The organism is Thermobifida fusca YX (assembly GCF_000012405.1).
In the GTDB taxonomy this organism is placed as follows: Bacteria; Actinomycetota; Actinomycetes; order Streptosporangiales; family Streptosporangiaceae; genus Thermobifida; species Thermobifida fusca.
Genome location: NC_007333.1, coordinates 3,513,606 through 3,539,395, shown reverse-complemented (window position 1 = coordinate 3,539,395; position 25,790 = coordinate 3,513,606). Strand labels below are relative to the sequence as shown.

Genomic DNA, 25,790 nt, shown 5'->3' with positions numbered 1-25,790 from the left:
TTGACCCGGGTGAGGCAAAGAGCGGGAAAAGCAGTGAGCCGGGACCTCGTGTCGAGGTCCCGGCTCTGTCGCGGAGGATCGGGGATTTGAACCCCGGAAGGGCTTACGCCCTAACCGCATTAGCAGTGCGGCGCCATAGACCGGACTAGGCGAATCCTCCTGGCTGGGACAAGGGTACAGAGAGAAGGGGCCAAGGTGCAAAACAAAACTGAGCACCCGTCCACCTACTGATACTTTAGCGGGGTTCTGCGGTTGGGGACAGTGGGACGGGAGACGGCTCCTGTGGCCGGGAACGCGCAGGTTGCTGGGGTGGGGCGGGGCCCAGCGGGCAGGCGTAGCGTCAGCCGGATCGTGGGCGGGAGGGCTGTTCCCGCACCAGGTCGGCGTCGTGCCGCAGCTTCGCCACGGCGCGGGAGACCGTGCTTTTCACCGTGCCCACGCTGATTCCCAGCACTGAGGCGATCTCTGCTTCGGACATGTCCTCGTAGTAGCGCAGGATCACGGCGAGGCGCTGCCGGTGCGGCAGCCGGTTGATGGCGCGGCTGACCGTGTCGGTCAGGTCGGTGCGCCAGCTCGGATCGTCGACCCGCTGCTCGGGGATCTCGTCGGTGGGGTAGACGTCGAGACGGCGGCGTCGCCACTCGGAGATCTGCGTGTTGACCATCGCGCGGCGCACATACTGGTCCCTGGCGTTCGGGCTCGTGATGCGGTCCCAGGCGAAAAACGTTTTGAGTAGCGCGTTCTGGAGGAGGTCTTCGGCGTCAGCGTGGTTGCCCACGAGCGACTGCGCCATGCGCCGCAGGGCAGGGCCACGGCGCCGCACGTATTCGGCGAACTCGTCGTGCGTGGCCTGCGTCGCTCTGTCCACATGACCACCGATCCCTGGGGAGAGTGTTTTCCGTCACATAGCCATAGTGTTCTCACTGTGGCATGGACGATGTCCGTGTTTTCCCTGCTCAGGGGCATTCTTTGGTAAAAAGGGAGGATATGCGCCCCATGGTCCGAAGCTGCCGAGATGAGGACATTGGTTCGGTATGTCAGGGCTGGACGGGCTCGCGTGGCGGCGCACGCCTCGAGAACAGCCGCCGTGCCGTTGCTGGGCACGGCACTAGGGGACAATGGGAGGGCTTTTCCCCAGCGTGTGGACAGCGGGACGCGCTGGTCCCCAGTGGAAAGGACACACGGTGGCAGCGGACCGGACAGGGTACATTCACGACCGTCGTCGGCTGACCGCTGCCCTCCTCGGCCCGGAGGCAGCCCCCGACCCCCATCCGGCCCCCGCCCACGTCGTCCGGGGGACGCTCACGGACATCAGCCCGCACATGCTCGGCCTCGCCACCCCCGAAGGCGAGCGGCGTTTCATCCTCACCCCGCAGACCACCTTCTGGTACGGGGGCGAATGCGCGCCCCGTGAACTGCGCCCCGGACAGGACGTCCTCCTCCGCTGCACTCCAGGGGCCGAACTCGTCGTGGAACGGGTCTGGGCGGACCTCGCCCGGGCCACCGGGGTGATCACCGCGGTCGACGGCGACACGGTGACCGTCGCCACGGGACACGACCGTGCCCCGGTCACCGCGGTCATCCCCTACCGGGCATCCGGGCGGATGCGGGTCCGGCACCCCCGCCTGGAACCGGGATACCTGTTCGACGCGGTGGGCGTGCGCGACGGGGACACGGTCCGGGCCCTCATCCCCGCCACCACCCAGCCGCCCTACCCCGTAGTGGAGACTCCGCGGCGGCCCCCGCAGCACCGCTCCAGCGCGCAGGTGGCAGGAATCGCCTCCTGGTACGACCCGGTGCGCGGACAGGACACGGACACCGACCCGGACGGCATGCTCATGGGGGTGGCCTACCCGGCCCTGGACCGGACGGGCGACTGCGGCCCTGCCTGCGACCGGGCAACCCCGTGCGCACCGCTGCCGCTGCTGTCCCTCGGGGCGACAGTCCGCGTGGTCAACGAGTGCACGCGTGTTTTCGCGGTCCTGCCTGTCGTGGCCTGCGGGGCGGCAGCCAGCCACTTCTGTGACCGCTGCACGGTGTGCGACGCCCCGGCCAGCGGTCGGATCGCGGAACTGACCCTTGCCGCCTTCGTGGCGTTGGGGGGACAGCCGGAATCCGGCTGCTGGAGCGCGACCCTGACCGTAGGTGGACTGTGAGCGAAACCCTCCAAGACGTCCAGTTGTGGATCCTGACCGCTGTCCTGCTGCTCGGCGCAGGAACCAAGGCGGTGGACCGCACCGCCCAAGGACCGGCAGTGCTGCTCCCGGTCCCGCTGCGGCGGCCGTTCACCGTGGCTCACGCGGCCGTTGAAGCGGGTTTAGCGGCGGGGCTGCTCTTCTGCTCCGGGGGCGCGGCATATGCCGTCAGAGGGGCGACTGCGGTTCTTTTCGCGGTCGGCCTGGTGGCGCTCGTCCGGTTGCGGCAGCGCGACCCGGAGATGGGGTGCGGCTGTTTCGGCGGGTTGAGCACGGAGCCCATCGGCTGGCGGGCACTGACCCGCAGCGGGCTGTTCCTTGCGGCAGCGGTCGCCACGTTCGGCCTGCCGCACTCCGGATGGGCGGCCCTCGTCCATGCCACGCCCTGGCATGGGGTGCTGTGCGCTGCAGAAGTCGCTGTCGTGGCGGTGCTCTCCCCGGAACTGCGGGAAGCCGTAGTCCGGTTGCGCTCCCCGGTCCCGTGCGAGCTGCGCGAAGTGTCCCGAAAGCAGATGGTGCGGCGGCTGCACGCCAGCCGGGAGTGGCACAAGCAGCGTCCCCTCTTGGCCTCCCCGGAGCCCGTGGACACGTGGCGGCACGGCTGCTGGTGGTTCGCCCGCTTCGCCGGTCAGGAAGGGGATCGGGAGTTCTCCGTGGTTTTCGCGGTTGAGGTGGGGCGGCGCCGCCCCGACGTGCGGTCCCTGGTCGTGGAACCTCCGGCGGAATAGGGGGTGCTGATAGTGGCGGCCCGCGGACGGTTGTGGGAGGCGAGGGGGCGGGGGCGGAGACGGCCCTGCCGTAGCGGACCGGGCGGCTGCCCGACCCGCCACGGCCTGCACGACCGGCCGGTGTCCGTCCCCCGCCGCTGGGGAACCTCCGCTCGCCTCACCACCGATGAGGGTGGAACGCGACAGTGGGGGCTACGTGAAGGGGGCGGTGCCTTACCCCAGGACCTGGTGCTGGTGCTCCAGGGCGGCGATGGCGAACTCGGTGAGCCGCTGCTCTGTCTCCGGGCCCCCGATCATGGACACCGACCCCAGACGCCCGTCCTCCCGGTAGAGGAGGCTGTAGAGCGCTATCGGAGCCCCTTCCGCGGACTCCATTTCGACGACCACGCCGCGGGACTGGTCGCCGACCGTCTCCACGTGGAACTGGCGCACCCGGTACGAGTGGGAGGAGCCGTCCTCCGTGGTCGCCTCGTAGGTCGCGCACTCGTCCGAGGGAACGGTCTCGACCGCTTGAATGGCCAGGTCTTCGGGGAGTTCCAGCAGCACGTGGGTGAGCGCGCCCTCCGCGCCGCGGAAGAGGGCCAGCGAAGCCGGCGCCTCCTGCACGTCGGGAAGCTGCTCCCACTCGTTCACGGCGTCCGCGCACTGCGGCTTGTCCAGCGTCAATGCCTCGCGCTCTTCCGCGGCTTGGCGCACCACGTCGAGCTCGCTGTAGATGCCGGTGCGGCTCTCCTCTTCGACGCGTTCGAAGCCTTGGAACTCGCTCAACTGGGCTTCGTGCAGCCGAGCCGCGGCTTCCTCAGCGGACAGGGAGTGGCTGTTGGAGGCCTCCGATGCGGTCTCCGACTCGCTTCCGCAGCCCGCCAGTCCGCAGACCAGCGCGGCGGCTCCCACGACTGCAACGGCAGTAGACAGCTTTTGGGGAAAGTTCATGAAACGTCATTCCTGTTCTGGTGTTCCGCCGGAGGCGGTACCGGGCAGCGACCGCGACGGGGTGTGCGGACCCCGAGAACGGACGCCCATGCGGTTTGCTCAGTGAAATGAGGGCGGTGTTCCTCCCCTGGGAGGCAAACACTGGTCATTAAGAGTAATCAAATGATTGCACAAAGTATTGAGAGAGGATGACGGTGTCGGAGCGGAAACCCCCTTACCTGAGATCAGCGCTCGACTCGATCCCGCCCTACCGGCCGGGACGCAAGGTCGTCGGGCCGGACGGTCGGTCAGCGAAACTCTCCTCCAACGAGAGCCCGTTCGGTCCGCTGCCCTCGGTGCGCCAGGCCATCGCGGACGCCGCGGCAGACCTCAACCGCTACCCCGATCCCGCGGCAGCCGAGCTGACCGCTGCCCTCGCCCGCCGCTTCCACGTCCCCGAAGAGCACGTGGCGCTCGGCGCAGGATCCGTGGGCCTCCTCCAGCAGCTGCTGGAAGCCACCGCCGAGCCGGGGGCGGAAGTCGTCTACGCCTGGCGGTCCTTCGAGGCGTACCCGCTGCTGACCGGTCTTGCCGGGGCGACCCCGATCCACGTCCCGCTGCGCGAGGAGACCCACGACCTGGAGGCGCTCGCCGCGGCAGTCACCGACCGCACCCGCATGGTGTTCGTCTGCAACCCGAACAACCCCACCGGCACCGCGGTGCGGGAGACCGAACTCGCCGAGTTCCTCGACACGGTCCCCGAGCACGTGCTGGTGGTTCTCGACGAGGCCTACCGCGAATACGTCCAAGACCCCCGGGTGCCCGACGGGGTGCAGCTCTACCGGGACCGGCCTAACGTCGCCGTGCTCCGCACCTTCTCCAAGGCCTACGGGCTTGCTGCACTGCGGGTGGGTTTCCTCATCGGCCATCCACAGGTTGTGGACGCAGTCCGCAAAACCCTCGTGCCTTTTGCGGTCAACCACCTCGCCCAAGCCGCGGCTGTCGCGTCGCTCGCGGCCGAACAGGAACTCTTGGAGCGGGTGGCTGTCACCGTCAAGGAACGCGAGAGGGTCCGCGCCGCGCTGCTCGCCGACGGATGGACCGTGCCGGAAACCGAAGCCAACTTCGTCTGGCTGCGGCTCGGCGAGGACACGCTCGACTTCGCGGCCGCGTGTGAACAAGCCGGGATCGCGGTCCGCCCGTTCGCCGGGGAAGGCGTCCGCGTCAGCATCGGCCTTCCCGACGACAACGATGCTTTCCTGACGGTGGCCCGGACCTATCCGAAACGGAACTAGCCTCCGGGCTGTGGCAGGCCAGCCGCCGGAGCTGACGGCCGTCCGGCGGCTACCTGTTGTCTGCCCTGTCCCGGTCCAGCTTCTCCACAATGAGCCGGTACAACTGGCGGGGCCGTCCCGGCTGCAGGGTGCGATTGGGGGGAAGCGGCCAGGCCAAGCCCTCCTCCACCAGGGTGCGCAGCAGCCGCCTGGCAGTACGCGGGGTCACCCCCAGCATGCGGCCCGCGGTCTCCGCGTCCACCACCAGCGGAGCGTTCTCTTCGGCGATCTTCTCCGCCAGCCGAGCCAGGGTCTCCCGGCCCTTGGTCCGCAGCGGCTCGCTCTGCTGGCGCTGCGGGGCTCGCTGCGCGGGCACCAGAGAGCGGCCCTCCCGGTCCACCGCGAAGCTCTGCCGGGTCGTGGCCTGGGAGCGGGTCAGCGCCGCCCGCGCGTGCGTCTCCGCGTCCTGGGTGGTGCGACCCATGCCGATACCGACTTCGATGGTGATTCCCAGTTCCGCCTTGGCCCGCTCCACGAACGGCGGCTTGCGGAAGCCTTCGGTGGCGGCCACCAGCGATCCCCGCGTCGCGGTGATCATGAAGGTGTGGTCGTCGATCTGATGCGCGGTAGCGTTCATCCGATGCGCCTCCTGCGTGAGGAGCCGGTACAGCGACAGCCGCAGCTCCTCCCGCCAGTAGCGCGGAGTGGACCGGCGGCTGGAATCCCGCAGTGTGGGCACATCCACGATCACCACGCCGAGCTGGGCCTCCTCCAAGCGGTGGTGGGCGCCCAGCAGACCCGCGGTCTGCAGCGCGCTCCGCACCCCCGCCGTGGTCGGACGCAGCCGCAGATTCGGCACGCCGATGGCGTCCAGCCGTTCCGCGACACCCCGCACACAGGTGATGGCCATCTTGGTGATCTTGCGCCGCCACAGGCCTTCGTGGAAGGCCGTGAGCGCCGCCGTCCCTGCCAGCTCCTCGTGCACGTGGAGCCCGTCAACCGGAAGGTCCACTTCGGAGTACGCCTCAACCACGTCCGCGCGGCTGAGGACGTCTAAACTCGCCCGAGTGGGGTCGAACCGCTCGTCGAGGGTGGCGCGGAGCAGCGCTTCGTGCAGGCTCGCGCCGTTGAGCGGGACGTAGGTTGCCGGCATCGTGAGCACACCGGCTTTCCGGGCGAACTCGTAAGGCACAGGGCTCGCAAACAGGTATGCGTCGATAGCCGACCCTAGGCGGAGTACCTTCTCGGCGGCCTCCTGCTCGTCCCGATAGGCAGCCGCAATGAGTCTGGCGTTCAAAGGGCCGGTCGATCCCGGGCCCATCAACATGACTCGCTCGACAACCTCGTGCGGCCCGATGACACCGATCGTCAAATCGCCAGTACGCTGCGCACTCACCTCGGGTTGCTCCCCGCTACCGTCTCACGCCTTGTACTTTGTGCGCCCACCGGTCCCGACCCATGTTCTTTCCATCGCAGCATTGCCGCGATCGTACCCATTGTTGAAAGCCAGTGAAGATCGTTTTCTCCAGAACGTCAAAATACGCGGGCGGGAAGACGTTCTTCCCGCCCGCAGCGAATCCGACTTTTCGGACTAGGAGACTTCTTCCCTGACAACATCGGCGCCCAGAGCCGACAAGCGGGTCGCGAAGTGGGAATGGCCGCGGTCCACTTGGTAGGCGGGGCTCACGATCGTCTCGCCTTTGGCGACCAGGCCCGCCATGATCGCCCCTGCACCGCAGCGCAGGTCGTGGGCGGTGACCTTGGTGCCGTGCAGTTCGCTGGGACCGTGCACGATCGCCCGGTTACCCTCGACCTCGATCTTGGCGCCCATCTTGTTCAGCTCGTCGGCGAGGGCGAACCGGCCGTCGAAGATGGCCTCGCGGATGTAGCTCTCCCCCTCGGCCAGGGTGGCCAACGCCATCAGCGGAGGCTGCAGGTCCGTGGCGAAACCGGGGAAGGGCGAAGTGACGGCGTTGATAGGCCGCAGCGGGACGTTCGGGTCGCGGCGTACCCGCAGTACAGCGCCCTGCTGGGTGAACTGGACGCCCATCTGCTCCAGTTTCCAGCGGGCCACGCCCAGGTGGTCCAGGTTCGCGCCGACGAGGCTCACGTCACCGCCGGTCGCGGCCGTCATCATCGCGAACACGCCCGTGTCGATACGGTCCGGCATCACCGTGTGCTCCACCGCGGTGAGCTCGGAGACGCCTTCGACCTTGATGAACCCGGTGCCGCCGCCGCTGATCTTGGCGCCCATGCTGCCCAAGAACTCGATGACGTCCAGCACTTCGGGCTCGAGGGCCGCGTGCTCGATCACCGTGGTGCCCGGGGTGAGGGCCGCGGCCATGATCAGGTTCTCGGTTCCCGTGTGCGACGGGGTGTCCAGGTAGAGGCGTCCGCCCTTGAGATTGTCCGCCTTCACGTTGATGTGCTTGCGCTCCGGGTCCTCGGTGACCTCGGCGCCCAGCCGCGCAAAACCCCGGTAGTGGAAGTCAAGGTTGCGGCTGCCGAGGTTGCATCCGCCCACCCCCTCGATCCGGGCGCGGCCCATACGGTGCATGAGCGCGGGGATGAACAGCACGGAGCCGCGGAAGCGGGAGGCGATGGAGGCGGGCAGCACCGCCCGGTTGGGATCGTTCAGCCCGGTGGCATCAATGACGATGGTCCGCTCCGCTTCGTGGAACTCGACTTTGGCCCCCACGTACTCGGCGAGCTCCAAAGCGCGACGGACATCTTCGATCACGGGGACGTTCCGCAGAACGGTCCTGCCCTTGGATGCGAGCAGGGCCGCTCCGATCATCGGCAAGACAGCGTTTTTCGCACCTTGGATGAACGCGGTTCCGTGCAAGGCATGACCGCCGCGGACGCGGTAGCGAACCTCCTGGCCCATGCTCCTTGGCTCCTTCGTGAGGCAGAAAATTCAAGGGTGGTCTTCTCGGTGTGACCTAGTCCGAGATATCTGATGAGGAAAGTACGCGGCAAGTTCCGGCAAGAAAGCGGGCAGATCTCAGCCGTTTTCCGCGGTATGACAGAGAGCAGCGCACTCTCCTGGCCGCGAACACTACGGTGATCACAGGCTTAACGGCATGGTCACACCACCTGTGGCCGATTTCTGGTTGTGAGTTACTCTGCAGGTTTCCTGACGCCGCGTCAGAAACTTTGCACCTGTTCAGGGTGCTTGGGCGCCGTGCACCACTTTACGTCGCACCGGTGCGAAACGGGCACAACCTCAGTGGGGCGGCGTTGCGCGATTAACCACACAAGCGCGCCCCACCTGCGTCAACTCCGTGAAATCCCGACAAAATCGGCGGTCTGTCCCGTCAGCCGCTCAAATACTTCGATGTATCGGGCGCGGGTGTGTTCCACCACAGTGTCCGGCAGTGGAGGAGGAGGCGTCTCTGAGGTACGATCCCACCCCGATTCCGCAGATGACAGCCAGTCCCGGATGATCTGCTTGTCGAATGACGGCTGCGGCCGGCCCGGGCGCCATTCCTCCTTCGGCCAGAACCGCGAAGAATCCGGAGTGAGCACTTCGTCCGCAAGGACCAGCGAACCGTCGGAGTCCCACCCGAACTCGAATTTGGTGTCGGCGAGCAGGATGCCGCGCTCCTCCGCAATCTCCCGGCCCCGCTCGTACAGCGCCAGCGTCACCTCCCGCAGGCGCTCCGCCAACGCTGGACCGTGCCGCTCCGCCACGGTCTCCAGCGAGACGTTCTCGTCATGCTCCCCCACCTCGGCCTTGGTCGCCGGGGTGAAGATCGGCGGATCGAGCCGGGACCCGTCCACCAGCCCTTCCGGCAGACGAACCCCGCACACCGCGCCCGTGGCGGTGTACTCGGCCAGCCCGGACCCCGTCAGATAGCCGCGGGCCACGCACTCCACCGGCACCATGTCGAGCCGGCGGCAGACGAGAGTGCGGCCCGCCCAGTCGTCCGGAGCACCCGGAGGAGGTGTGTCCGATATCACATGGTTGTCGATGATGTCGGACAACTGGTCGAACCACCACAGCGACAACTGAGTAAGCAGCCGCCCCTTGTCCGGAATCTCTGTGGGAAGGACCCAGTCGAAAGCCGAGACGCGATCACTGGCCACCATGACCAGCTCTCCCGACTCGGTGGCATACAGGTCCCGCACCTTGCCGGTGTGCAGGTGGGTGAGGCCCGGCACCTCGACAGGCACCGGCTTGTCGACAAAACCGCTCATGGTGGCTTTCCGATCTGCGTGGGAACGTGCTGCCGGCGGCCCACCGCCGACAGCACGAACCGGACGGGAAACGACTCAGCTCAGGTTCTTCAACCGGTCAAACACCCGGTCCAGGCGGCTGACAAACCGCTCCGGGCGGCACACCTCGTCCAACCGGGCTTCGTCCAGCTCCACACCGTGCTCAGCGGCCTGCTCCCGCAGGGTCTGTCGGAACGCCACACCCGTCTCCCACGTGCGCATCGCCGCCGCCTGCACCAGCGCGTAGACGTCCTCCCGGGACATGCCCGTCTCGATCAGCTCGGAGACCACCGTGGAGGAGTAGATCAAGCCGTTGGTGGACTCCAGGTTCTGCCGCATCCGCTCGGCGTCCACCACCAGTCCCCGCATCAGCCGAGTCGTCAAATGGAGCAGGTAGTCCGTGGCGATAGCCGCGTCCGGCAGCGCGATCCGCTCGGTGGAAGAGTGCGAGATGTCCCGCTCATGCCACAGCGGGATCCCCTCCATGACCGGCACGATCTGGGCGCGCACGATCCGCGCCAGACCGCAGATGCGCTCCGAGAGGATCGGGTTCTTCTTGTGCGGCATAGCGCTGGAGCCCTTCTGCCCCTTGCCGAACGGCTCCCACAGCTCCCGCACCTCGGTGCGCTGGCCGTGCCGGATCTCCAGCGCGATCGCTTCGCACACCGTGGCGATGACCGCCAGCGTGCTGACCCACTCGGCGATCCCGTCGCGCAGCACCACCTGGGTGGACACGTCTGCAGGGCGCAGCCCCAGCTTCTCGGCGACGTAGTCCTCCACCGCCGGGTCGATGTTCGAATAGGTGCCCACCGGACCGGAGATCGCCATCACACCCACAGCCTCGCGGGCGCGGCGCAGCCGGTCCCGGGACCGCGCCATAGCGAACGCGAAGTCCGCCACCCGGTGGCCCCACACGTCAGGTTCGGCGTGGATGCCGTGCGTCCGGCCCACCCGCAGCGTCCCCCGGTGCTCCAGAGCGTGGTCGCGCAGCACCGCCACCAGTTCGTCCGCCTTGGCCAGCAGAACGTCGGTGGCCTCCACCAGCTGCTTTGCCAGCGCCGTGTCCAGCAGGTCGGACGAGGTCATGCCGAAGTGCACCCACTTGGCCGCCTCGCGAGGCGTCGTGTTGTCGGCCCACGCGGTGAGGAACGCGATGACGTCGTGCTGGGTCACCGCTTCGATCTCGGCCACCTGCTCCGGTGTCGGCGGAGGAGCCTGGCGGACCGGCTCCACCGCGTCGGCGGGAATCGTCCCGGCCGCCGCATGGGCTTCCATCACCAGGGTTTCCACCTGGCACCAGAGTTCGTACTTGTGGGCGTCGCTGAAGATGCGGCCCATTTCCGGAAGGGTGTAGCGCTCGATCACCCTCCCATTGTCTCAGGGCGCAGGAAAACCGTTCAGACAGCGACGCACTCGGCACGCTCGGGACCACGCCCCGCCCGGGACACCGCGTATTCCGTACAGTGATCCGAGCGCTCTGCCCGCCTTGTCAGACCAGTCCGCTGCCCCGGGCACCCGACCGTTCCCGCGCACCAACCCGAGGAAGGCCCAGACTGCCCGGGGCGACCCGCCCGACAGCATCCCGGAGTGCACCGTGGCACCCCCGAGACCGGCAGGCAGCCGCCCCGCATCCGAGCCGAGCGCGCCTCCGGGCCTACTGGGCGGGCCGCTCCCAGGAGACCTGGCCGAGCACCGCTTTCTCCGCGATGTCCGTGCGGTAGAACGAGCCGCGCAGCTTAATCCGGCTCGCCGCTTCGTAGGCGCGCTGCCGCGCCTCCGCCAAGTCGGCGCCCGAGCCCACCACGCTCAGCACCCGGCCGCCGTTGGCCTTCACATCGTTGATGCCGGTCCCCGCGGTGCCCGCGTGGAGCACGTAGGCGCCTTCCACGGCGTTGGCCTCCGCCAGGCCGCTGATCAGGTCGCCCTTCACCGGGTCCTCCGGGTAGCCTTCCGCGGCGATCACCACGGTGACAGCAGCCCCCGGACGCCACTCCAGCGAGGTCACCCCGCCCAGGTTCCCGGTGTCGGTGGCCTGCAGCAGCGCCCCCAGCGGCGTAGCCAGGCGGTCCAGCACCACTTGGGTCTCCGGGTCGCCGAAGCGAGCGTTGAACTCCACCACCCGGACTCCGCGCGAGGTGAGCGCCAGCCCCGCGTACAAGAGCCCCTGGTAGGGGGTGCCGCGCCGGGCGAGCTCCGCGATCGTGGGCCGCACCACGGTCTCCATGACCTCGTCCACCAGGTCGGACGGCGCCCACGGCAGCGGCGCGTACGCTCCCATACCGCCGGTGTTGGGGCCCTGGTCGCCGTCGTAGGCGCGTTTGAAGTCCTGCGCGGGAAGCAGCGGCACGGCGTTGCGGCCGTCGCTCAGCGCGAAAAGCGACACCTCGGGGCCGTCCAAGTACTCCTCAATGACGACCCGCCCGCACGCCTGGGCGTGCCGTTCCGCCACCGCCCGGTCCTCGGTGACCACCACGCCCTTGCCCGCGGCCAGTCCGTCGTCCTTCACCACGTAGGGCGGGCCGAACAAGTCCAAGGCCTGGGAGACCTGGGAGGCGGAGCGGCAGACCCGTGCCTCCGCCGTGGGGACGCCCGCCGCGGCCATGACCTCTTTAGCGAACGCTTTGGATCCTTCGATCCGCGCCGCCGCCTGGTCCGGGCCGAACACGGGGATACCGCGTCGCCGCAGTTCGTCGGCGACACCGGCAACCAGCGGGGCTTCCGGGCCGATGACCACCAGTTCCGCGCCGATCCGCGCGGCGAGCTCAGTGACCGCCAGGCCGTCAGTGATGTTGATGACGTGGTTCTCCGCCAGTTCAGCGGTTCCAGCGTTGCCGGGGGCACAGTGCAGGCTGGTCACGCCGGGGTCGAGGGACAGCGCGCGTACCAGCGCATGTTCGCGGCCTCCGCCGCCGATCACGAGGGCTTTCACAGCAATGGACCCTAATAGGTTTCGATGGGAGGACAGGGGCAACGGCACAGTTGTGCACAGGGTTTTACGGCCCTGCACCGCTCCGTGGAACGGGCGCCGCACCCGTCCCACGGCAGACGGCTACACGAGAGGACGCAGCTCCAGGGTCTGCTCCCGGCCCGGGCCGACACCGATCGCTGAAATCGGCGCCCCGGACATCTCCTCGATCGCCCGCACATACGCCTGCGCGTTCTTCGGCAGGTCGTCGAAGGAGCGCGCCTGGCTGATGTCCTCGTTCCAGCCGTCCAAGTACTCGTAGATCGGTGTGGCGTGGTGGAACTCCGTCTGGGTCATGGGGATCTCGTCGTGCCGCACCCCGTCGATGTCGTAGGCGACACAGACCGGGATGCGCTCCAGCCCGGACAGCACGTCCAGCTTGGTGAGGAAGAAGTCGGTGATGCCGTTGATCCGGGTGGCGTAGCGGGCGATCGGCGCGTCGAACCAGCCGCAGCGGCGGTTGCGGCCCGTGGTAGTGCCGTACTCGTGGCCCCGGGAGCGCAGCCACTCCCCCCACTCGTCTTCCAGCTCGGTGGGGAACGGTCCCGAACCGACCCGGGTGGTGTAGGCCTTGAGGATGCCGATGACCTTGGTGATACGGGTGGGGCCGATCCCGGACCCCGAGCAGGCGCCGCCCGCGGTAGGAGACGAGGAGGTGACGAAAGGGTAAGTGCCGTGGTCGATGTCCAGCAGGGTGCCCTGCGACCCCTCCAAGAACACGGTCTTGCCTTCGTCGAGCGCCCGGTTCAACACCAGGGAAGTGTCCACCACGTAAGGCCGGATCTTCTCGGCGTAGCCCAAGTATTCGTCGAGGATCCGATCCACTTCCAGGGCGCGCCGGTTGTACACCTTGGTGAGGATCTGGTTCTTGTCGTTGAGCGCCAGCTCCAGCTTCTTACGCAGGATCTTGGGGTCGAACATGTCCTGGACCCGCACCCCGGCACGGGCGGTCTTGTCAGCGTAGGTCGGGCCGATGCCGCGACCGGTGGTCCCGATCCGGCCCTTGCCCAAGAAGCGTTCGCTGACCTTGTCCAGAGCCCGGTGGTAGGGCATGATCAGGTGCGCGTTGGCGGAGATCAGCAGGCGTGACACGTCGACGCCGCGCGCGGTGAGCGCGTCGAGCTCTTCGAACAGCACCGCCGGGTCGATGACCACGCCATTGGCGATCACCGGAATGACACCGGGGGTGAGGATGCCCGACGGCAGAAGGTGCAGGGCGTACTCCTGGTCGCCGATGACGACCGTGTGCCCCGCGTTGTTGCCGCCCTGGTAACGGACCACGTAATCGACGCGGTCACCGACAAGGTCGGTTGCCTTCCCCTTCCCCTCATCACCCCACTGAGCCCCAACGAGCGCGATCGCCGGCATCGCCGTCTACCTCTTCATTCCTCGAAATCTGGACCACAATCTGTCCCGAACGTGCCGAAGCCCCTGGCGCAAGAAGCGGCAGGGGCTCTTGCACAACGAGGTTACATGACCGACTCCTGCCGGTTGAGGGCCGAAGCGGCCGTCGTGCCCAGTGGGAGGGGTGCCCACCCAGCGGTCAGCCCTCGAGTTCCCGGGCCGCGGTCTCGCTGCTCTCCCGCAGGAATGCGGCGCACCGCTGCGCTTCGTCGGCCTCCTCGATCGCTTCGGCCGCTTTGCCAAGGTAGTACAGCGAACGCAGGAAACCGCGGTTGGGCTCGTGCTCCCACGGAATCGGGCCGTGCCCCTTCCACCCGTTGCGGCGCAACTGGTCCAGGCCCCGGTGGTAGCCGGTGCGCGCGTAGGCGTAGGCGGCGATGTCGTCCCCCGCGTTGTAGGCGCGTTCGGCGAGTGCGGCCCAGGCAGCCGAATACGCGGGGAAACGCGCCGCGACCTCGGCCGGGTCGGTGCCCGAAGCCAGGGCTTCGCGCGCTTCAGGCAGGTCGGGCAGCTTGGTGGGCGGCGGGTCGCCCAACAGGTTCTGATGCAGCTCCATACCTCCCATCCTGCCAGGGTGGTGCGGGGATGACCGGTATGAACACTTGGGCCCCCGGGAAAACCGGGGGCCCAAGGAGCGTAGAACGCCGCTTGGCTGTCGCTTACTTGAGCTTCTTGCCAGCGGACTTGAGCTGCTGGGCAGCCTCGACGACCCGGGCGGCCATGCCGGCTTCGGCGGCCTTTCCGTAGGAGCGCGGGTCGTAGGCCTTCTTGTTGCCGACGTCGCCGTCGACCTTCAGCACACCGTCGTAGTTCTTCATGATGTGGTCGACGATGGGCCGGGTGAAGGCGTACTGGGTGTCGGTGTCGATGTTCATCTTCACGACACCGTAGGAGATCGCCTCGTGGATCTCCTCGAGGCTGGAGCCCGAGCCGCCGTGGAAGACCAGGTCGAACGGCTTCTCCTTGCCGTACTTGGCGCCCACCACGTCCTGGATCTCCTTGAGCACGGAGGGGCGCAGCTTCACGTGGCCCGGCTTGTACACGCCGTGCACGTTACCGAAGGTCAGGGCGGCGATGTAGTAGCCCTTCTCGCCGAGGCCGAGCACTTCAGCGGTGCGCAGGCCGTCTTCCGGGGTGGTGTACAGCTTCTCGTTGATCTCGCCGACGATGCCGTCCTCTTCACCGCCGACCACGCCGACCTCGATCTCGAGGATGGTGCGGGCCTCCTTGGACTCCTTCAGCAGCTCCTCGGCGATCTGCAGGTTCTCCTCGAGCTCCACGGCGGAGCCGTCCCACATGTGGGACTGGAATAGCGGCTCCTGCCCCTTGGCGACACGCTCCTTGGAGATCGCCAGCAGCGGACGCACGAAGGTGTCGAGCTTCTCCTTGGGGCAGTGGTCGGTGTGCAGCGCGATGTTCACCGGGTACTTCTCGGCGACGACCCGGGCGTACTCGGCGAAAGCCACCGCACCGGTGACCATGTCCTTGATGGTGGTACCGGACAGGAACTCGGCGCCGCCGGTGGAGATCTGCACGATGCCGTCGCTTTCAGCCTCGGCGAAACCGCGCAGGGCCGCGTGCAGGGTCTGGCTGGACGTGACGTTGATAGCCGGGTAGGCGAAGCCCTCAGACTTCGCGCGGCCCAGCATCTCTGCGTAGACCTCAGGCGTTGCGATAGGCATAGTGTTGACTCCCCTGATTGGCCTGGAGTGGTGCCGGAACACTCTCGGTCAAGAAGTTCCGCCACCTTGATTTTTCCATGACGGTTTTCCGACGGTCACCGACATGGTGCTCCGGCGGGTGTGTCCGCCGCGAGGGTCTAAAGGTCTAGACCACAATGCCGGTAACGTCCTTCTTGCGCAACAGCGAGCCGAACCGATGCGGAGAGTGTTGGTACGCTCAGCGGTAGCACTACCCCCACACCCAACATCCCACCAGGCAGGAAGGAAGAAGCACCTCCCTGTCGATTGTTATGGGTGATTCGCGCTACATTCAGCACCGTGGGACGACACCGCAGTGATCCGAGAGGTATAGGCCAGGCATTGGCGATCGCCGGAGCGATCGCGCTACTGGTCATCCTCGTCGTGTTGGGCGGATATTTCTTCTACCGCTCTCTTCCGGGCAACAGCGAAGTCTTGGTGCCCAACGAATCCGGCGGCTCCCTCTCCGCCCCGCAGCAGCTCGATGCTTCCGCGACAGAGAAGCAGAAGGCGCTGTACATCCGGGTCGTTGGGGAGTCCAGCGACGTTCTCGTCCGGGTCCCTGGCGGGGAAGTACTCATCGACACGACCATGACCCAGGGCGAGTACGTCTCCTATGACAAACCCCGAATGGACGTGACCTTGGGAGACCCCTCCGCAGTCGAGGTGTACGTCAACGGAGAACCGAAGGACGTCAGCAACGAGGAACCTGGATACACCTTCACTGTTGAATCCGAGTCTGAATCTGAGTAGGCCCCGCCGGCCCGGCAGGGCACGGCGGGCCTTCAGATTTCCAGATCGTCGAGTGTGTAGGCGGCCCGATAGGTCAGCCCTTCACTGACGATCCGGTCCCGGGCGCCCCGGTCCACAATCACGGCCACGCCCACGACGTCAGCACCGGCTTCGCGCAGCGCGGAGACTGCGGTCAGCACCGACCCCCCGGTGGTTGACGTGTCTTCCACCGCGAGGACGCGACGGCCGCGGACGTCGGGGCCTTCGATCCGGCGCTGCAAGCCGTGCGTCTTGCTCTCCTTGCGCACCACGAACGCGTCCAGGCGCCGCCCTTGCGCCGCTGCCGCGTGCATCATGGCTGTGGCCACCGGGTCCGCACCCAGGGTCAATCCGCCCACCGCCTCGTAGTCCAGGTCGGCGGTCAAGTCCAGCATCACGCGTCCCACCAGCGGTGCGCTCTGCCCGTCCAGGGTGATTTTCCGCAGGTCCACGTAGTAGTCCGCCTCGGCTCCGGAGGAGAGGATCACCCTGCCGCGGACAACGGCCTTATCGTTGATCTGTCGGAGAAGATCGTCGCGGTCGCTCATGGGTGAAGAGCCTAGAGCGTCCCGGACACCGCCAGGCAGCCAAGGGAGCGCGTATGACGCACGTCGACAGTGCTGTTGGTCATGTGCGGGTGGAGATCACCGCAGGAAGCAGTGAGGAAGCCCGGAGGCTGGCCGACGCCGCGGTCGAGGCCCGTCTGGCGGCGTGCGCTCAGATCAGCGGCCCCATCACCAGCGTCTACCACTGGCAGGGCAGCATCCAGGCCGATGAAGAGTGGCGGGTCGTGTTCAAAACCGCGGACGACCGGCTGGCGGAGCTGACCGAACTCCTCATCGACCGGCACTCTTACGAAGTCCCCGAGATCATCGCGGTCCCCATCGAGGGCGGCAACCCCGAGTACCTCGATTGGGTCACCGAGTCCACACGGCCCGCGCAGTGACCGCGCTAGCACAGTTCTGCGTGGTGCTCCTGCACAGCCCGCTGGGCACGGTCGCAGACTGGGGGAGCCTGCCCGACGACCTGGCCGACCGCGGAGTCGAGACCGTGGCCGTCACGGTCACCGACGACGACCGGCCCCCGTACGCCGCCCGCTACGTCGCCCGCGCTGCACTGGAGGTCGCAGCCGCCGCCCCGCAGCGGCCCCTGCTGCTCGTCGCAGCCGGTGCGGCCGGACCTCTGGTGCCCGCAGTCGCTGCCGCCCAGCGCGCCGCGCACCGCCAGGTCGCCGGATACCTCTTGGTCGACGCGCTGCTCCCGCAGTCCGGCACCCCGACCCGGGCCGAGCTCGCCGCCGCGCAGCAGCACGAGGATCCGCCGGTGCGGCCGCCCGACTTCTTCACCGAACCGCTGCCCATGACCGCGGACTGGCCGGACGCGCCGTGCGGCTACCTGCGGACCGGGGACGCCTACGCCCACCCCGCCCGCCTGGCAGAGCTGCGGTCGTGGCCGGTCTGCCACATCACCGATATGCCGCTCGTCGATGCGTTGACAGTGCTGGTCACCCAGGTGTGGCCGGAGAGCAGCCAAGCCTAGGATCCAGAGTCGCCACACAACGCACCCAGACTTGGCTAGGCTTTGCCCTGGTCCCTATCCGGCATAAACCGATGTTTGGACCAGTTCGGTCGCGCTTACGCGTCCGAAGCCACAAAAACCAAGGAAGGGACGGTGTCACGTGGATCGCTGCGCGCTGTTCGTCGACGCCGGCTACCTCCTGGCCGAGGGCGCGATGGCGGTGCACGGAACACGCGACCGCGACTCGGTGTCATGGGACTATGCGGCACTCGTGCAGCTCCTCAACGAGGTCGCCCGCGACCGCACGGGACTCCCACCGCTTCGCTGCTACTGGTATGAGGCGGTGACTGACAGCCGCCGCTCCCAAGAGCAGGAAGGTATCGCGGAAATCCCCGGTGTGAAGTTCCGTGCCGCCCGCATCCGCCCAGGCCGGAGGGAAGGCGTCGAGAACTACGTCCAAAAAGACCTGATCCCCCTAGCCCGCAACCGCGCTATCTGCGACGCCGTGCTCGTCTGCGGCGACGAGGACATGGCTCCGGTGATCGCGGAGGCCCAGGAATACGGGGTCCGGGTCACCGTGGTCCATATTTCGATCGAAGGGAATTGGACGGTCTCGCGTGCCCTCCGCCACGAGTGCGACGACCTGATCGAGATCGGTGCGGGCCACCTGCGGCCGCACGTCAACCTGCTGGAGGCCGGCGCCGGGTCGGCTGACGACACTATTCCTTCCGGGCAGTCCGGTCCGCTCGCGAACGGTCAAGCGCGCCCCTCCACCGGGTCCACGGTCCGCCAGCCCGCGGCCGCCCACCCGGGCTCGTCACGGGTGGAACCCGAGGGGGCCCTAGACCCGGTGTTCGCGGCGACAGGAGCACAGCAGGCGGTCCCGGGAAGCGCGATGGAACAGTTGCGCGCGATGCGGCAGAGCCTCGCTCAGCAGCGCGGCGACCACCTGGTAGCCCAGGACACCGCCGCCATGGAACCCCGCACCGACGGGCAGCCCTCCCTGCGACAGGCCCAGACCGGGGGCTATCCGGCCCAGCACGCCACGGGGGCCCACCCCGGGATGGCGGGCCTGGTCGGCAACGCTCCTACCGGTGCGCACCCGGCCATGCACCACCAGGGCTATCCCACCCCGGGCCAGGGCCAACCCCCGCAACAGCCTCCAGCCCAGCCTCGAGAACAGACGGCCATGGGCAGCGCCTATGAACGGGAAGCCTCACCACCACCACGGGAAGCTCCCCCTGAGCCACGGTTCGGAAGCAACACCGGCGAGAATCCGGGATATGGGGGTAATACCAGCGCAAACCCTACTTTTGGGGCCAGTACGGGAGCTGACTCTCGACACCAGAGCGCTCAACGAGCCCGCCACGGGTTCGGATCCGCTACTGGCCCCCGCCTCCAGCACAACGAGGTACCGCACCACGCCGGTCCCGCACCACGCCTCGGCCACCAGCAGCCCGGCGGTCGTACCATTGAAGAAGCCGTCAGCATTGCCCACAAGGAGGGCAACGACTTCGCCGAATCGATCGCCCGAGATGCTCCCGCACTGTGGCTTGAAGCGGTGCTGGCACGTAAACCCCGCATGCCCTCCGACCTGGAAGCCCGTCTGCTCCAGGGTTCCACGCTGCCAGTCGACTACCTGCTCCGAGACGAAGTCAGGCACGCGTTACGCCAAGGCTTCTGGGATGCTTTGGAACGTTCCCGCACATAACCACCGGGGCCGCGAGCAGCAGGAAGGACCGCGATGACCCGTGTGACGACAGCCGACCTCGACCGGTTGGAATTCCAAGCAGTGCAGTCAGGGGACCACAGTGCGGTCGCCGAGCAGTTGCTTGACCTGGCCAACCGAGTGGAAGCCGACAGTGAGGTCTGTCGGGCGGAGCTGTTCGTGCGTGCGGGCGAACAGTGGGAGATGGCCCAGGACGCGGAACGGGCAGCACGCGCCTACCAGCGGGCGATCGACGACGGCGGTGAGACCATCATCGACGCCCGCGCGCTGCTCGCTGGAGCGCTGTTAGAACTCAACCGGGTCGACGAGGCCTACGCCTACCTGGAACGTCTCAAAGCGGTGGGGGTCCGCAACCTCCCCACCTATATCCACGTCACGGAAACCCTGATGGCCCACTCCGACCTGGAGAACGCGCTCGCCTGGGCGACCCGGGGCGTGGAGTGCTTCCAGCACCAAGACGTCTCCCCCTACATGCACGACCTGCTGCTCGAACTGCTGCGTATCCGCTACCGCATCCGCGTCGACCTGGGACTGGACGAAGACCACTTGGACAAGCTGCTCGACGCATAACCCCCAGCGTCGGGAACCTCCCGCAGACCCCGAGAAGACCAGCGACTTCCCCGGTCAGCCGTTGCACGGCTGGCCGGTGCGTGTCGGCGCCGAGCGGGCGGACGGGACGCGTACGCCTGCCGCGACGGAAGTGGCCTTGTGTGCTGTCCAGAACGCGGCGACCGTAGCCCGCTCTGTGGTTTTCCTGCCCGTGGGCGCCGCGATTTTCTACCGTGCCCAGCGGTGACACGCGCCGCGGCTGACCGCTCGCAGACAGCTACAGCACAGCGGAGAAGCCCAGCAGGCGCGGCATACCCGGAAGAACCAGTCCCGATCCCACTGCCCATCGGCCACAGTGCAGCCGCCCCACTCCTCCTTCCGCCGCCCCGAAAAGAACGAATCCCGCCTAGCGGTGACCGCACGGAGTCTGAGGGAACTGGGTGAACAGCATCCCTAAGGCACCGAAGGAGGGCGGATGACCTGGGGAAAGAAAGACAGCAGCCCCGGCAGCGGAAAGGGACAACAGCCCTGCGGGGCCTGCCACGGCAAGGGAGGTACGTGGGTGACCCAGGACGGTGCGTCGCCAGGCAAGAACCTCGTGCGCTGGGTGGCGTGTCAGGCATGCAACGGAACAGGAGAACAGCGGTGACCGAAACTCTCGTCTCCACCGTGGTCGAACAGGTTCCCCGCCACCGGTTCATCCCCGACCGGATCTGGGACGGTACCGAACCGGTGGACCGCACCCAGACCCCGGACCGGTGGTGGCAGCTGGTCGACGCGGACACCGCGGTCGTCACCCAGATCGACGAGGGACGCGTCGGGGGGATGGGCGTGCCCACCTCCTCATCGAGCGCCCCCAGTGTGGTGGCCGCCATGCTGGACGCGCTCGACGTGCAGCCCGGCCAGCAGGTGTTGGAGATCGGCACCGGAACCGGGTGGAACGCCGCACTTTTGTGTGAACTGGTGGGGGACGCAGACCGGGTCACCACCATCGAAGTTGACCCGGTGGTCGCCGCGCAGGCCCGCAAAGCCCTGGGCGCCGCGGGGTACGAGGTCCGGGTGGTTGTTGGCGACGGTGCTGAAGGATTCCCCGCGCTCGCCCCCTACGACCGGATCATCGCCACCTGCGCGGTATGGGAAGTGCCGCACGCGTGGCTCACCCAGGTGCGGGACGGCGGGATTATCGTCACCCCGTGGTCGCCGCAGCGGTTCGGGCCGCACGGGGCCCTGGCCCGCCTCCAGGTGCGGGACGGTGCCGCAGAAGGACGGTTCCTCCAAGAGGCGGCGTTCATGTGGCTGCGCTCCCAGCGCTGGTCAGGGGGCCCGCCGCACGATCTAGAAGCGGACCCCGAGGAGACCCGGATGGTCGACGGTGGGCAGGAGCTGCTCGCCGACACCACGGTCATGCTGCCGTTGACGCTGATGGTCCCGCACTGGAACTACGGCTTGCGGAGCAGCGCGGACGGCCTGGTGATGTGGCTGTCAGCCACGGATTCGCCCTCCTGGGCGCGCGTCTACCCAGACCGCGTCGAGCAGGGCGGCCCTCGCAGGCTGTGGGAGGAACTCGAGCAGGCCCACGCCTGGTGGGTCCAGCGTGGCCGCCCGGAAGTGTCAGAGTTCGGGCTGACGGTGGGACCGCAGGGCCATGTGGTGTGGCTCGAATCCCCCGACGGCCCCTCATGGCAGCACGTAGTCTGACCTCCGCGAAGACAGCGGGACTGCCGCGGCCTGCCCCGGCAGCGCAGGGATTCTCCCCTCGCGAGGGGAGAATCCCTGCCAAGCGCTACGTCAGTCCCAGGAAAGACCGCTCCCCGTCTGGTATTCGATGACCCGCGTCTCGAAGAAGTTCTTCTCCTTCTTCAGGTCCATCATTTCCGACATCCAGGGGAAGGGGTTTTCCGTCTCTCCGAAAATCGGTGCCAGCCCGAGCTGCTCGGCGCGGCGGTCGGTGATGAACCGCATGTACTGTTCGCAGAGCTTGGCGTTGAGGCCGAGGATGCCGCGCGGCATGGTCTCGCGCCCGTAAGCGGCTTCAAGCTCGCACGCCTCGATGAGCATGGTCCGCACCTCGTCTTGGAACTCCTCGGTCCACAGGTGCGGGTTTTCGATCTTGATCTGGTTGATGACGTCGATGCCGAAGTTCAGGTGGATGCTTTCGTCGCGCAGGATGTACTGGTACTGCTCGGCGATCCCCACCATCTTGTTGCGCCGCCCCAGCGACAGGATCTGCGCGAACCCGGTGTAGAACCACATCCCTTCGAGCACGACGTAGAACGCGACAAGGTCCCGCAGGAACGCCTGGTCGGCTTCTGGGGTGCCGGTCGTGAAGTTCGGGTTCTCCAGGTTGCGGGTGTAGCGCAGCGCCCACGCGTCCTTCGCGGTGATCGACGGCACCTCCCGGTACATGTTGAACAGCTCGCCCTCGTCCAAGCCGAGGCTTTCGCAGATGTACTGGAAGGTGTGCGTGTGCACGGCCTCCTCGAACGCCTGCCGCAGCAGGTACTGCCGGCATTCCGGGTTGGTCAGGTGCCGGTAGACCGCGAGCACGATGTTGTTCGCTACCAGAGACTCCGCGGTGGCGAAGAAACCGAGGTTGCGTTTGACCATCAGCCGCTCGTCCTCGGTGAGCCCGTCCTTGGACTTCCACAGGGCGATGTCGGCCTGCATGCTGACCTCGGTCGGCATCCAGTGGTTGTTGCAGGCAGCCAAGTACTTTTCCCACGCCCAGCGGTATTTGAGTGGCAGCAGCTGGTTGACGTCGGCGCGAGAGTTGATCATCCGCTTGTCTTCGACGTCGACGCGGGCAGCTCCGCTCTGGATTTCGCCAAGACCGGTGGTGTTGACGGTGGTCATGAATTCCTTTCCCTGTGTGGTGGGCGAGGTCGCGCCCGCTCTCGCGGACGCGACCGGAAAAGAGGGCGGCTACTGGCAGGCTTCGCACTCGGGGTCGTCCACCGCGCAGAACGCGGCAGCCTCGGCGGTGAGGTCCGGAGCCGGTCCGGCGGCGGACCGCGGCGGTGCAGCCGCCGGGCGTGGGGCAGGGGTCGGCGAAGGGCTGGGAGCGGAGACCGCCACCGGGGTGACCGCGTTGAGCCTGCCGTCCGTGCCCCGCAGCGTGCTCTTCTCCACGTGCGTCGCCCCCTGCGACCGCAGGTAGTAGGTGGTCTTCAAGCCTTTGCGCCAGGCCCGCCGGTACAGCTCGTCGAGCTTGCGGCCGCTCGGCTCAGCCATGTAGAGGTTCAACGACTGCGCCTGGTCGATCCACTTCTGCCGCCGGGATGCGGCGTCGACCAGCCAGATCGGGTCGATTTCGAAAGCGGTGGCGTACAGGTTCTTCAAGTCCTCGGGCACCCGGTCGATCGGGCCGAGGCTGCCGTCGTGGAGCTTCAACGCCGTCACCATCTCCTCGTCCCACAGGCCGCGCTCTTTCAGGTCGCGCACCAGGGAAGGGTTGACGACGGTGAAGTCGCCGGACATGTTCGCTTTGACGTAGAGGTTGCGGTAGAGCGGCTCGATCGACGGGTTGACTCCGACGATGTTGGCGATGGTGGCGGTGGGCGCGATCGCCATCACGTTGGAGTTGCGCATCCCCGTGGTGCGCACCTTCTCCCGCAGCGTGTCCCAGTCCAGCCGCTGGGTGCGGTCCACATCCAGGTCGCCGCGGCGCGCCTCAGCGAGCAGCTCCAGCGAGTCGATCGGCAGGATGCCTCTGCTCCACAACGACCCTTCAAACGAGGAGTAGCTGCCGCGTTCCGCCGCCAGGTCCGCGGACGCTTCGATGGCGTAGTAGCTGAGCAGCTCCATGCTCTCATCCGCGAACTCCACGGCCTCGGGGGAGGCGACGGGCAGCCGCAGCGTGAACAGCGCGTCCTGGTAGCCCATCAGCCCCAGGCCGATCGGGCGGTGCCGCATGTTGGCGCGTTCCGCCTCGGGGATGGTGTACAGGTTCACGTCGATGACGTTGTCGAGCATGCGCACCGCGGTGCGCACGGTGCGGCGCAGCCGTTCCGCGTCCAACCCGTCGGGGCCGACGTGGTTGGCCAGGTTCACCGAGCCCAAGTTGCAGACAGCGACCTCGTCGAGGCTGGTGTTGAGGGTGATCTCGGTGCACAGGTTGGACGAGTGGACGACCCCGGCGTGCTGCTGCGGGGACCGCAGGTTGCACGGGTCTTTGAAGGTGATCCACGGGTGCCCGGTCTCGAACAGCATGGTGAGCATGCGCCGCCACAAGTCCACGGCGCGCACCCGGCGAAACACGCGGATCTCCCCTCGGTCCGCGGCACGCTCATAGGCGACGTAGGCGCGGGCGAAGTCCTCGCCGTAGCGGTCGTGCAGGTCCGGCACTTCGTCGGGGGAGAACAGGGTCCACTGGGCGTCGCTCTCCACCCGTTCGAGGAACAGGTCGGGCACCCAGTTGGCGGTGTTCATGTCGTGGGTGCGGCGGCGCTCGTCACCGGTGTTCTTCCGCAGGTCGAGGAATTCCTCGATGTCGATGTGCCAGGTCTCCAGGTAGGCGCAGACCGCTCCTTTGCGTTTGCCGCCCTGGTTCACCGCCACCGCTGTGTCGTTGGCGATCTTGAGGAACGGGACGACGCCCTGGCTTTTGCCGTTGGTGCCTTTGATGTGGGCGCCTAGGCCGCGCACCGGGGTCCAGTCGTTGCCGAGACCGCCCGAGTACTTGGACAGCAGGGCGTTGTTGCTGATGGCGCGGAAGATCTCCGCGAGGTCGTCGCCGACAGTGGTGAGGAAGCAGGAGGAGAGCTGCGGACGCCGGGTGCCTGCGTTGAACAGGGTGGGCGTGGAGCACATGAAGTCGAACGACGACAGCAGTTCATAGAACTCGATGGCCCGCGCGTTCCGGTCGTCTTCGTGGAGCGCCACGCCCATAGCGACCCGCATGAGGAACGCCTGCGGCAGTTCGTAGCGGGTGCCTTCGTGGTGCAGGAAGTAGCGGTCGTAGAGGGTCTGCAGGCCCAGGTAGGTGAAGTTCAGGTCGCGTTCGGGGCGGAGCGCGGCACCGAGCCGGTCCAGGTCGAAGTCGGCGAGCTCGGGCGTGAGGTGCTCCAGTTCGATACCGCGCGTGATGAAGGCGCGCAGGTATTCGGGGTAGCGCCGAGCCATGTCGGCGTGGGTGGCCTCATCCGGGTGTCCGCTGAGGAACGTCAGGGCTTCCCGGCGCAGCTTGTCCAACAGGAGCCGGGCGCTGACATAGGAGTAGTCGGGGTCGGTTTCAACGAACGTGCGCGCCGCCATGATCAGGGCGAGTTCAAGCTCAGCGGGGGTGATACCCGGGTAGAACCCGCGCGTGGCTTCCGCGATCACCGTCTCTGCTGACGCGCCGGGCAGCCCTTGGCACGCCTCGGCTACCACCTTTCTGATCCGCTCCATGGGGATGCTGGCCGGGATTGCGGCGGAATCGACGTCCGTGTCGATGGTCAAGGCGGCTCCAACCTGCTAGGTGACAACCGGTCGGGGTGGGAAAACCGCGCACGCCAACAGAACGCAGGGCATGCGACTGTCGGGATGCTGCTGCGCGACGGTTTCCGCGCCCCTGGATGGGCGTGGGCGCATACCGACGGCGGACCGGGACGTAGTGCTCCCCGGGGCGTGGGGGTGTGGTGCTGACGTGGTCCTGGCAGGGGCTTTCTGCCCACAACTTTGGCAGCCCAAAACACACCGTTCCCCCGCTGCCGCGGCCATGGATTTCCGCGGCGAACCGTCGGCGGGGCATGACTTTACACCACATCATCTAGTGGTGGTTGTCCATTCTAGCCACAACATGATGGTGTGTTGTGGGGTTGGCGGCCGTAGAATGCCCTCGGCAGGC

Annotated in this window: 22 protein-coding genes and 1 tRNA gene; 9 read left to right on the top strand and 14 right to left on the bottom strand. The window is 67.4% G+C overall.

The window, feature by feature from the left end:
• Positions 1-71: 71 nt before the first annotated feature.
• Together TFU_RS15050 and TFU_RS15045 are read right to left on the bottom strand one after the other, a co-directional pair.
• A tRNA-Ser gene (locus tag TFU_RS15050) sits at positions 72-160 on the bottom strand.
• 180 nt (positions 161-340) lie between these two features.
• The gene (locus TFU_RS15045) at positions 341-868 is read right to left on the bottom strand and encodes a SigE family RNA polymerase sigma factor (protein ID WP_011293439.1); all 528 of its coding nucleotides are present in this window, start codon (positions 866-868) and stop codon (positions 341-343) included.
• A 316-nt stretch (positions 869-1,184) separates the two neighbouring features.
• Between TFU_RS15045 and TFU_RS15040 the strand changes: the two genes are divergently transcribed.
• The gene (locus tag TFU_RS15040) at positions 1,185-2,156 is read left to right on the top strand and encodes a hypothetical protein (protein ID WP_081430439.1); all 972 of its coding nucleotides are present in this window, start codon (positions 1,185-1,187) and stop codon (positions 2,154-2,156) included.
• Positions 2,153-2,923 (top strand): MauE/DoxX family redox-associated membrane protein, encoded by a 771-nt coding sequence (locus TFU_RS15035; protein ID WP_011293437.1) that lies wholly within the window; start codon positions 2,153-2,155, stop codon positions 2,921-2,923. Before TFU_RS15040 ends, TFU_RS15035 begins: the two co-directional genes overlap by 4 nt.
• Before the next feature lie 213 nt (positions 2,924-3,136).
• Here the strand turns inward: TFU_RS15035 and TFU_RS15030 are convergent, their stop codons facing one another.
• Positions 3,137-3,856, bottom strand: coding sequence for a hypothetical protein (locus tag TFU_RS15030; RefSeq protein WP_011293436.1), 720 nt, complete (start codon positions 3,854-3,856; stop codon positions 3,137-3,139).
• A gap of 188 nt (positions 3,857-4,044) precedes the next feature.
• Here TFU_RS15030 and hisC point away from each other — a divergent pair, with 188 nt between their 5' ends.
• Positions 4,045-5,130 (top strand): histidinol-phosphate transaminase, encoded by a 1,086-nt coding sequence (gene hisC, locus TFU_RS15025; RefSeq protein ID WP_016189417.1) that lies wholly within the window; start codon positions 4,045-4,047, stop codon positions 5,128-5,130.
• A 49-nt stretch (positions 5,131-5,179) separates the two neighbouring features.
• Here hisC and TFU_RS15020 read toward each other — a convergent pair whose 3' ends face one another.
• The 8 genes from TFU_RS15020 to fbaA form a co-directional block, all read right to left on the bottom strand.
• Complete coding sequence (locus TFU_RS15020; RefSeq protein ID WP_049755095.1) at positions 5,180-6,436, bottom strand: hypothetical protein; 1,257 nt, start codon at positions 6,434-6,436, stop codon at positions 5,180-5,182.
• Positions 6,437-6,700: 264 nt separating this feature from the next.
• Positions 6,701-7,996: a UDP-N-acetylglucosamine 1-carboxyvinyltransferase gene (murA, locus tag TFU_RS15015; RefSeq protein ID WP_011293433.1), complete on the bottom strand. Its 1,296-nt coding sequence runs from the start codon at positions 7,994-7,996 to the stop codon at positions 6,701-6,703.
• 389 nt (positions 7,997-8,385) lie between these two features.
• Entirely contained in the window at positions 8,386-9,309 is a 924-nt protein-coding gene (locus TFU_RS15010; protein WP_011293432.1) for a phosphoribosylaminoimidazolesuccinocarboxamide synthase, read from the bottom strand.
• A gap of 75 nt (positions 9,310-9,384) precedes the next feature.
• Complete coding sequence (purB, locus tag TFU_RS15005; RefSeq protein WP_011293431.1) at positions 9,385-10,692, bottom strand: adenylosuccinate lyase; 1,308 nt, start codon at positions 10,690-10,692, stop codon at positions 9,385-9,387.
• 289 nt (positions 10,693-10,981) lie between these two features.
• Positions 10,982-12,256 (bottom strand): phosphoribosylamine--glycine ligase, encoded by a 1,275-nt coding sequence (purD, locus tag TFU_RS15000; RefSeq protein ID WP_011293430.1) that lies wholly within the window; start codon positions 12,254-12,256, stop codon positions 10,982-10,984.
• Positions 12,257-12,376: 120 nt separating this feature from the next.
• Positions 12,377-13,660 carry an adenylosuccinate synthase gene (locus TFU_RS14995; RefSeq protein ID WP_011293429.1) on the bottom strand — a complete coding sequence of 428 codons (1,284 nt, stop codon included), beginning with the start codon at positions 13,658-13,660 and terminating at the stop codon, positions 12,377-12,379.
• 175 nt (positions 13,661-13,835) lie between these two features.
• Complete coding sequence (locus TFU_RS14990) at positions 13,836-14,252, bottom strand: DUF3151 domain-containing protein (RefSeq protein ID WP_011293428.1); 417 nt, start codon at positions 14,250-14,252, stop codon at positions 13,836-13,838.
• Positions 14,253-14,355: 103 nt separating this feature from the next.
• A complete protein-coding gene (gene fbaA / locus TFU_RS14985) occupies positions 14,356-15,378 on the bottom strand; it encodes a class II fructose-bisphosphate aldolase (RefSeq protein WP_011293427.1) in 1,023 nt (340 codons plus the stop codon).
• Positions 15,379-15,738: 360 nt separating this feature from the next.
• On the opposite strand from fbaA, the gene TFU_RS14980 reads away from it, so the two are divergent.
• Positions 15,739-16,149, top strand: coding sequence for a DUF4115 domain-containing protein (locus TFU_RS14980; protein WP_011293426.1), 411 nt, complete (start codon positions 15,739-15,741; stop codon positions 16,147-16,149).
• 32 nt (positions 16,150-16,181) lie between these two features.
• Here the strand turns inward: TFU_RS14980 and pyrE are convergent, their stop codons facing one another.
• Positions 16,182-16,715: an orotate phosphoribosyltransferase gene (gene pyrE, locus TFU_RS14975; protein ID WP_011293425.1), complete on the bottom strand. Its 534-nt coding sequence runs from the start codon at positions 16,713-16,715 to the stop codon at positions 16,182-16,184.
• A gap of 53 nt (positions 16,716-16,768) precedes the next feature.
• On the opposite strand from pyrE, the gene cutA reads away from it, so the two are divergent.
• The 5 genes from cutA (at position 16,769) to TFU_RS14950 (ending at position 21,661) form a co-directional block, all read left to right on the top strand.
• Positions 16,769-17,113 carry a divalent-cation tolerance protein CutA gene (gene cutA / locus TFU_RS14970; protein ID WP_016189414.1) on the top strand — a complete coding sequence of 115 codons (345 nt, stop codon included), beginning with the start codon at positions 16,769-16,771 and terminating at the stop codon, positions 17,111-17,113.
• Positions 17,110-17,706 (top strand): hypothetical protein, encoded by a 597-nt coding sequence (locus TFU_RS14965; protein ID WP_049754994.1) that lies wholly within the window; start codon positions 17,110-17,112, stop codon positions 17,704-17,706. The genes cutA and TFU_RS14965 overlap by 4 nt, the downstream gene beginning before the upstream one ends.
• A gap of 139 nt (positions 17,707-17,845) precedes the next feature.
• Complete coding sequence (locus TFU_RS14960; protein WP_011293422.1) at positions 17,846-19,396, top strand: NYN domain-containing protein; 1,551 nt, start codon at positions 17,846-17,848, stop codon at positions 19,394-19,396.
• 33 nt (positions 19,397-19,429) lie between these two features.
• A complete protein-coding gene (locus tag TFU_RS14955) occupies positions 19,430-19,984 on the top strand; it encodes a hypothetical protein (RefSeq protein ID WP_011293421.1) in 555 nt (184 codons plus the stop codon).
• Between the two features lie 624 nt (positions 19,985-20,608).
• Positions 20,609-21,661, top strand: a complete 1,053-nt coding sequence (locus TFU_RS14950; RefSeq protein WP_155983555.1) for a methyltransferase domain-containing protein — start codon at positions 20,609-20,611, stop codon at positions 21,659-21,661.
• Between the two features lie 90 nt (positions 21,662-21,751).
• Here TFU_RS14950 and TFU_RS14945 read toward each other — a convergent pair whose 3' ends face one another.
• The gene (locus tag TFU_RS14945) at positions 21,752-22,816 is read right to left on the bottom strand and encodes a ribonucleotide-diphosphate reductase subunit beta (protein ID WP_011293419.1); all 1,065 of its coding nucleotides are present in this window, start codon (positions 22,814-22,816) and stop codon (positions 21,752-21,754) included.
• Between the two features lie 69 nt (positions 22,817-22,885).
• On the bottom strand, positions 22,886-25,351 hold the full coding sequence (locus tag TFU_RS14940; RefSeq protein ID WP_011293418.1) for a ribonucleoside-diphosphate reductase subunit alpha: 2,466 nt from the start codon (positions 25,349-25,351) through the stop codon (positions 22,886-22,888).
• Between the last annotated feature and the right edge of the window lie 439 nt (positions 25,352-25,790).

Excerpts from the sequence above, each read along its gene's own strand:
- cutA (WP_016189414.1), top strand. The coding sequence starts at position 16,769 with ATGACGCACGTCGACAGTGCTGTTGGTCATGTGCGGGTGGAGATCACC.
- murA (WP_011293433.1), bottom strand. The coding sequence starts at position 7,996 with ATGGGCCAGGAGGTTCGCTACCGCGTCCGCGGCGGTCATGCCTTGCAC.
- fbaA (WP_011293427.1), bottom strand. The coding sequence starts at position 15,378 with ATGCCTATCGCAACGCCTGAGGTCTACGCAGAGATGCTGGGCCGCGCG.
- TFU_RS15010 (WP_011293432.1), bottom strand. The coding sequence starts at position 9,309 with ATGAGCGGTTTTGTCGACAAGCCGGTGCCTGTCGAGGTGCCGGGCCTC.
- TFU_RS14945 (WP_011293419.1), bottom strand. The coding sequence starts at position 22,816 with ATGACCACCGTCAACACCACCGGTCTTGGCGAAATCCAGAGCGGAGCT.
- pyrE (WP_011293425.1), bottom strand. The coding sequence starts at position 16,715 with ATGAGCGACCGCGACGATCTTCTCCGACAGATCAACGATAAGGCCGTT.
- TFU_RS14990 (WP_011293428.1), bottom strand. The coding sequence starts at position 14,252 with ATGGAGCTGCATCAGAACCTGTTGGGCGACCCGCCGCCCACCAAGCTG.
- TFU_RS14940 (WP_011293418.1), bottom strand. The coding sequence starts at position 25,351 with ATGGAGCGGATCAGAAAGGTGGTAGCCGAGGCGTGCCAAGGGCTGCCC.
- TFU_RS14955 (WP_011293421.1), top strand. The coding sequence starts at position 19,430 with ATGACCCGTGTGACGACAGCCGACCTCGACCGGTTGGAATTCCAAGCA.
- TFU_RS15030 (WP_011293436.1), bottom strand. The coding sequence starts at position 3,856 with ATGAACTTTCCCCAAAAGCTGTCTACTGCCGTTGCAGTCGTGGGAGCC.
- TFU_RS14995 (WP_011293429.1), bottom strand. The coding sequence starts at position 13,660 with ATGCCGGCGATCGCGCTCGTTGGGGCTCAGTGGGGTGATGAGGGGAAG.
- hisC (WP_016189417.1), top strand. The coding sequence starts at position 4,045 with ATGACGGTGTCGGAGCGGAAACCCCCTTACCTGAGATCAGCGCTCGAC.
- TFU_RS15020 (WP_049755095.1), bottom strand. The coding sequence starts at position 6,436 with ATGTTGATGGGCCCGGGATCGACCGGCCCTTTGAACGCCAGACTCATT.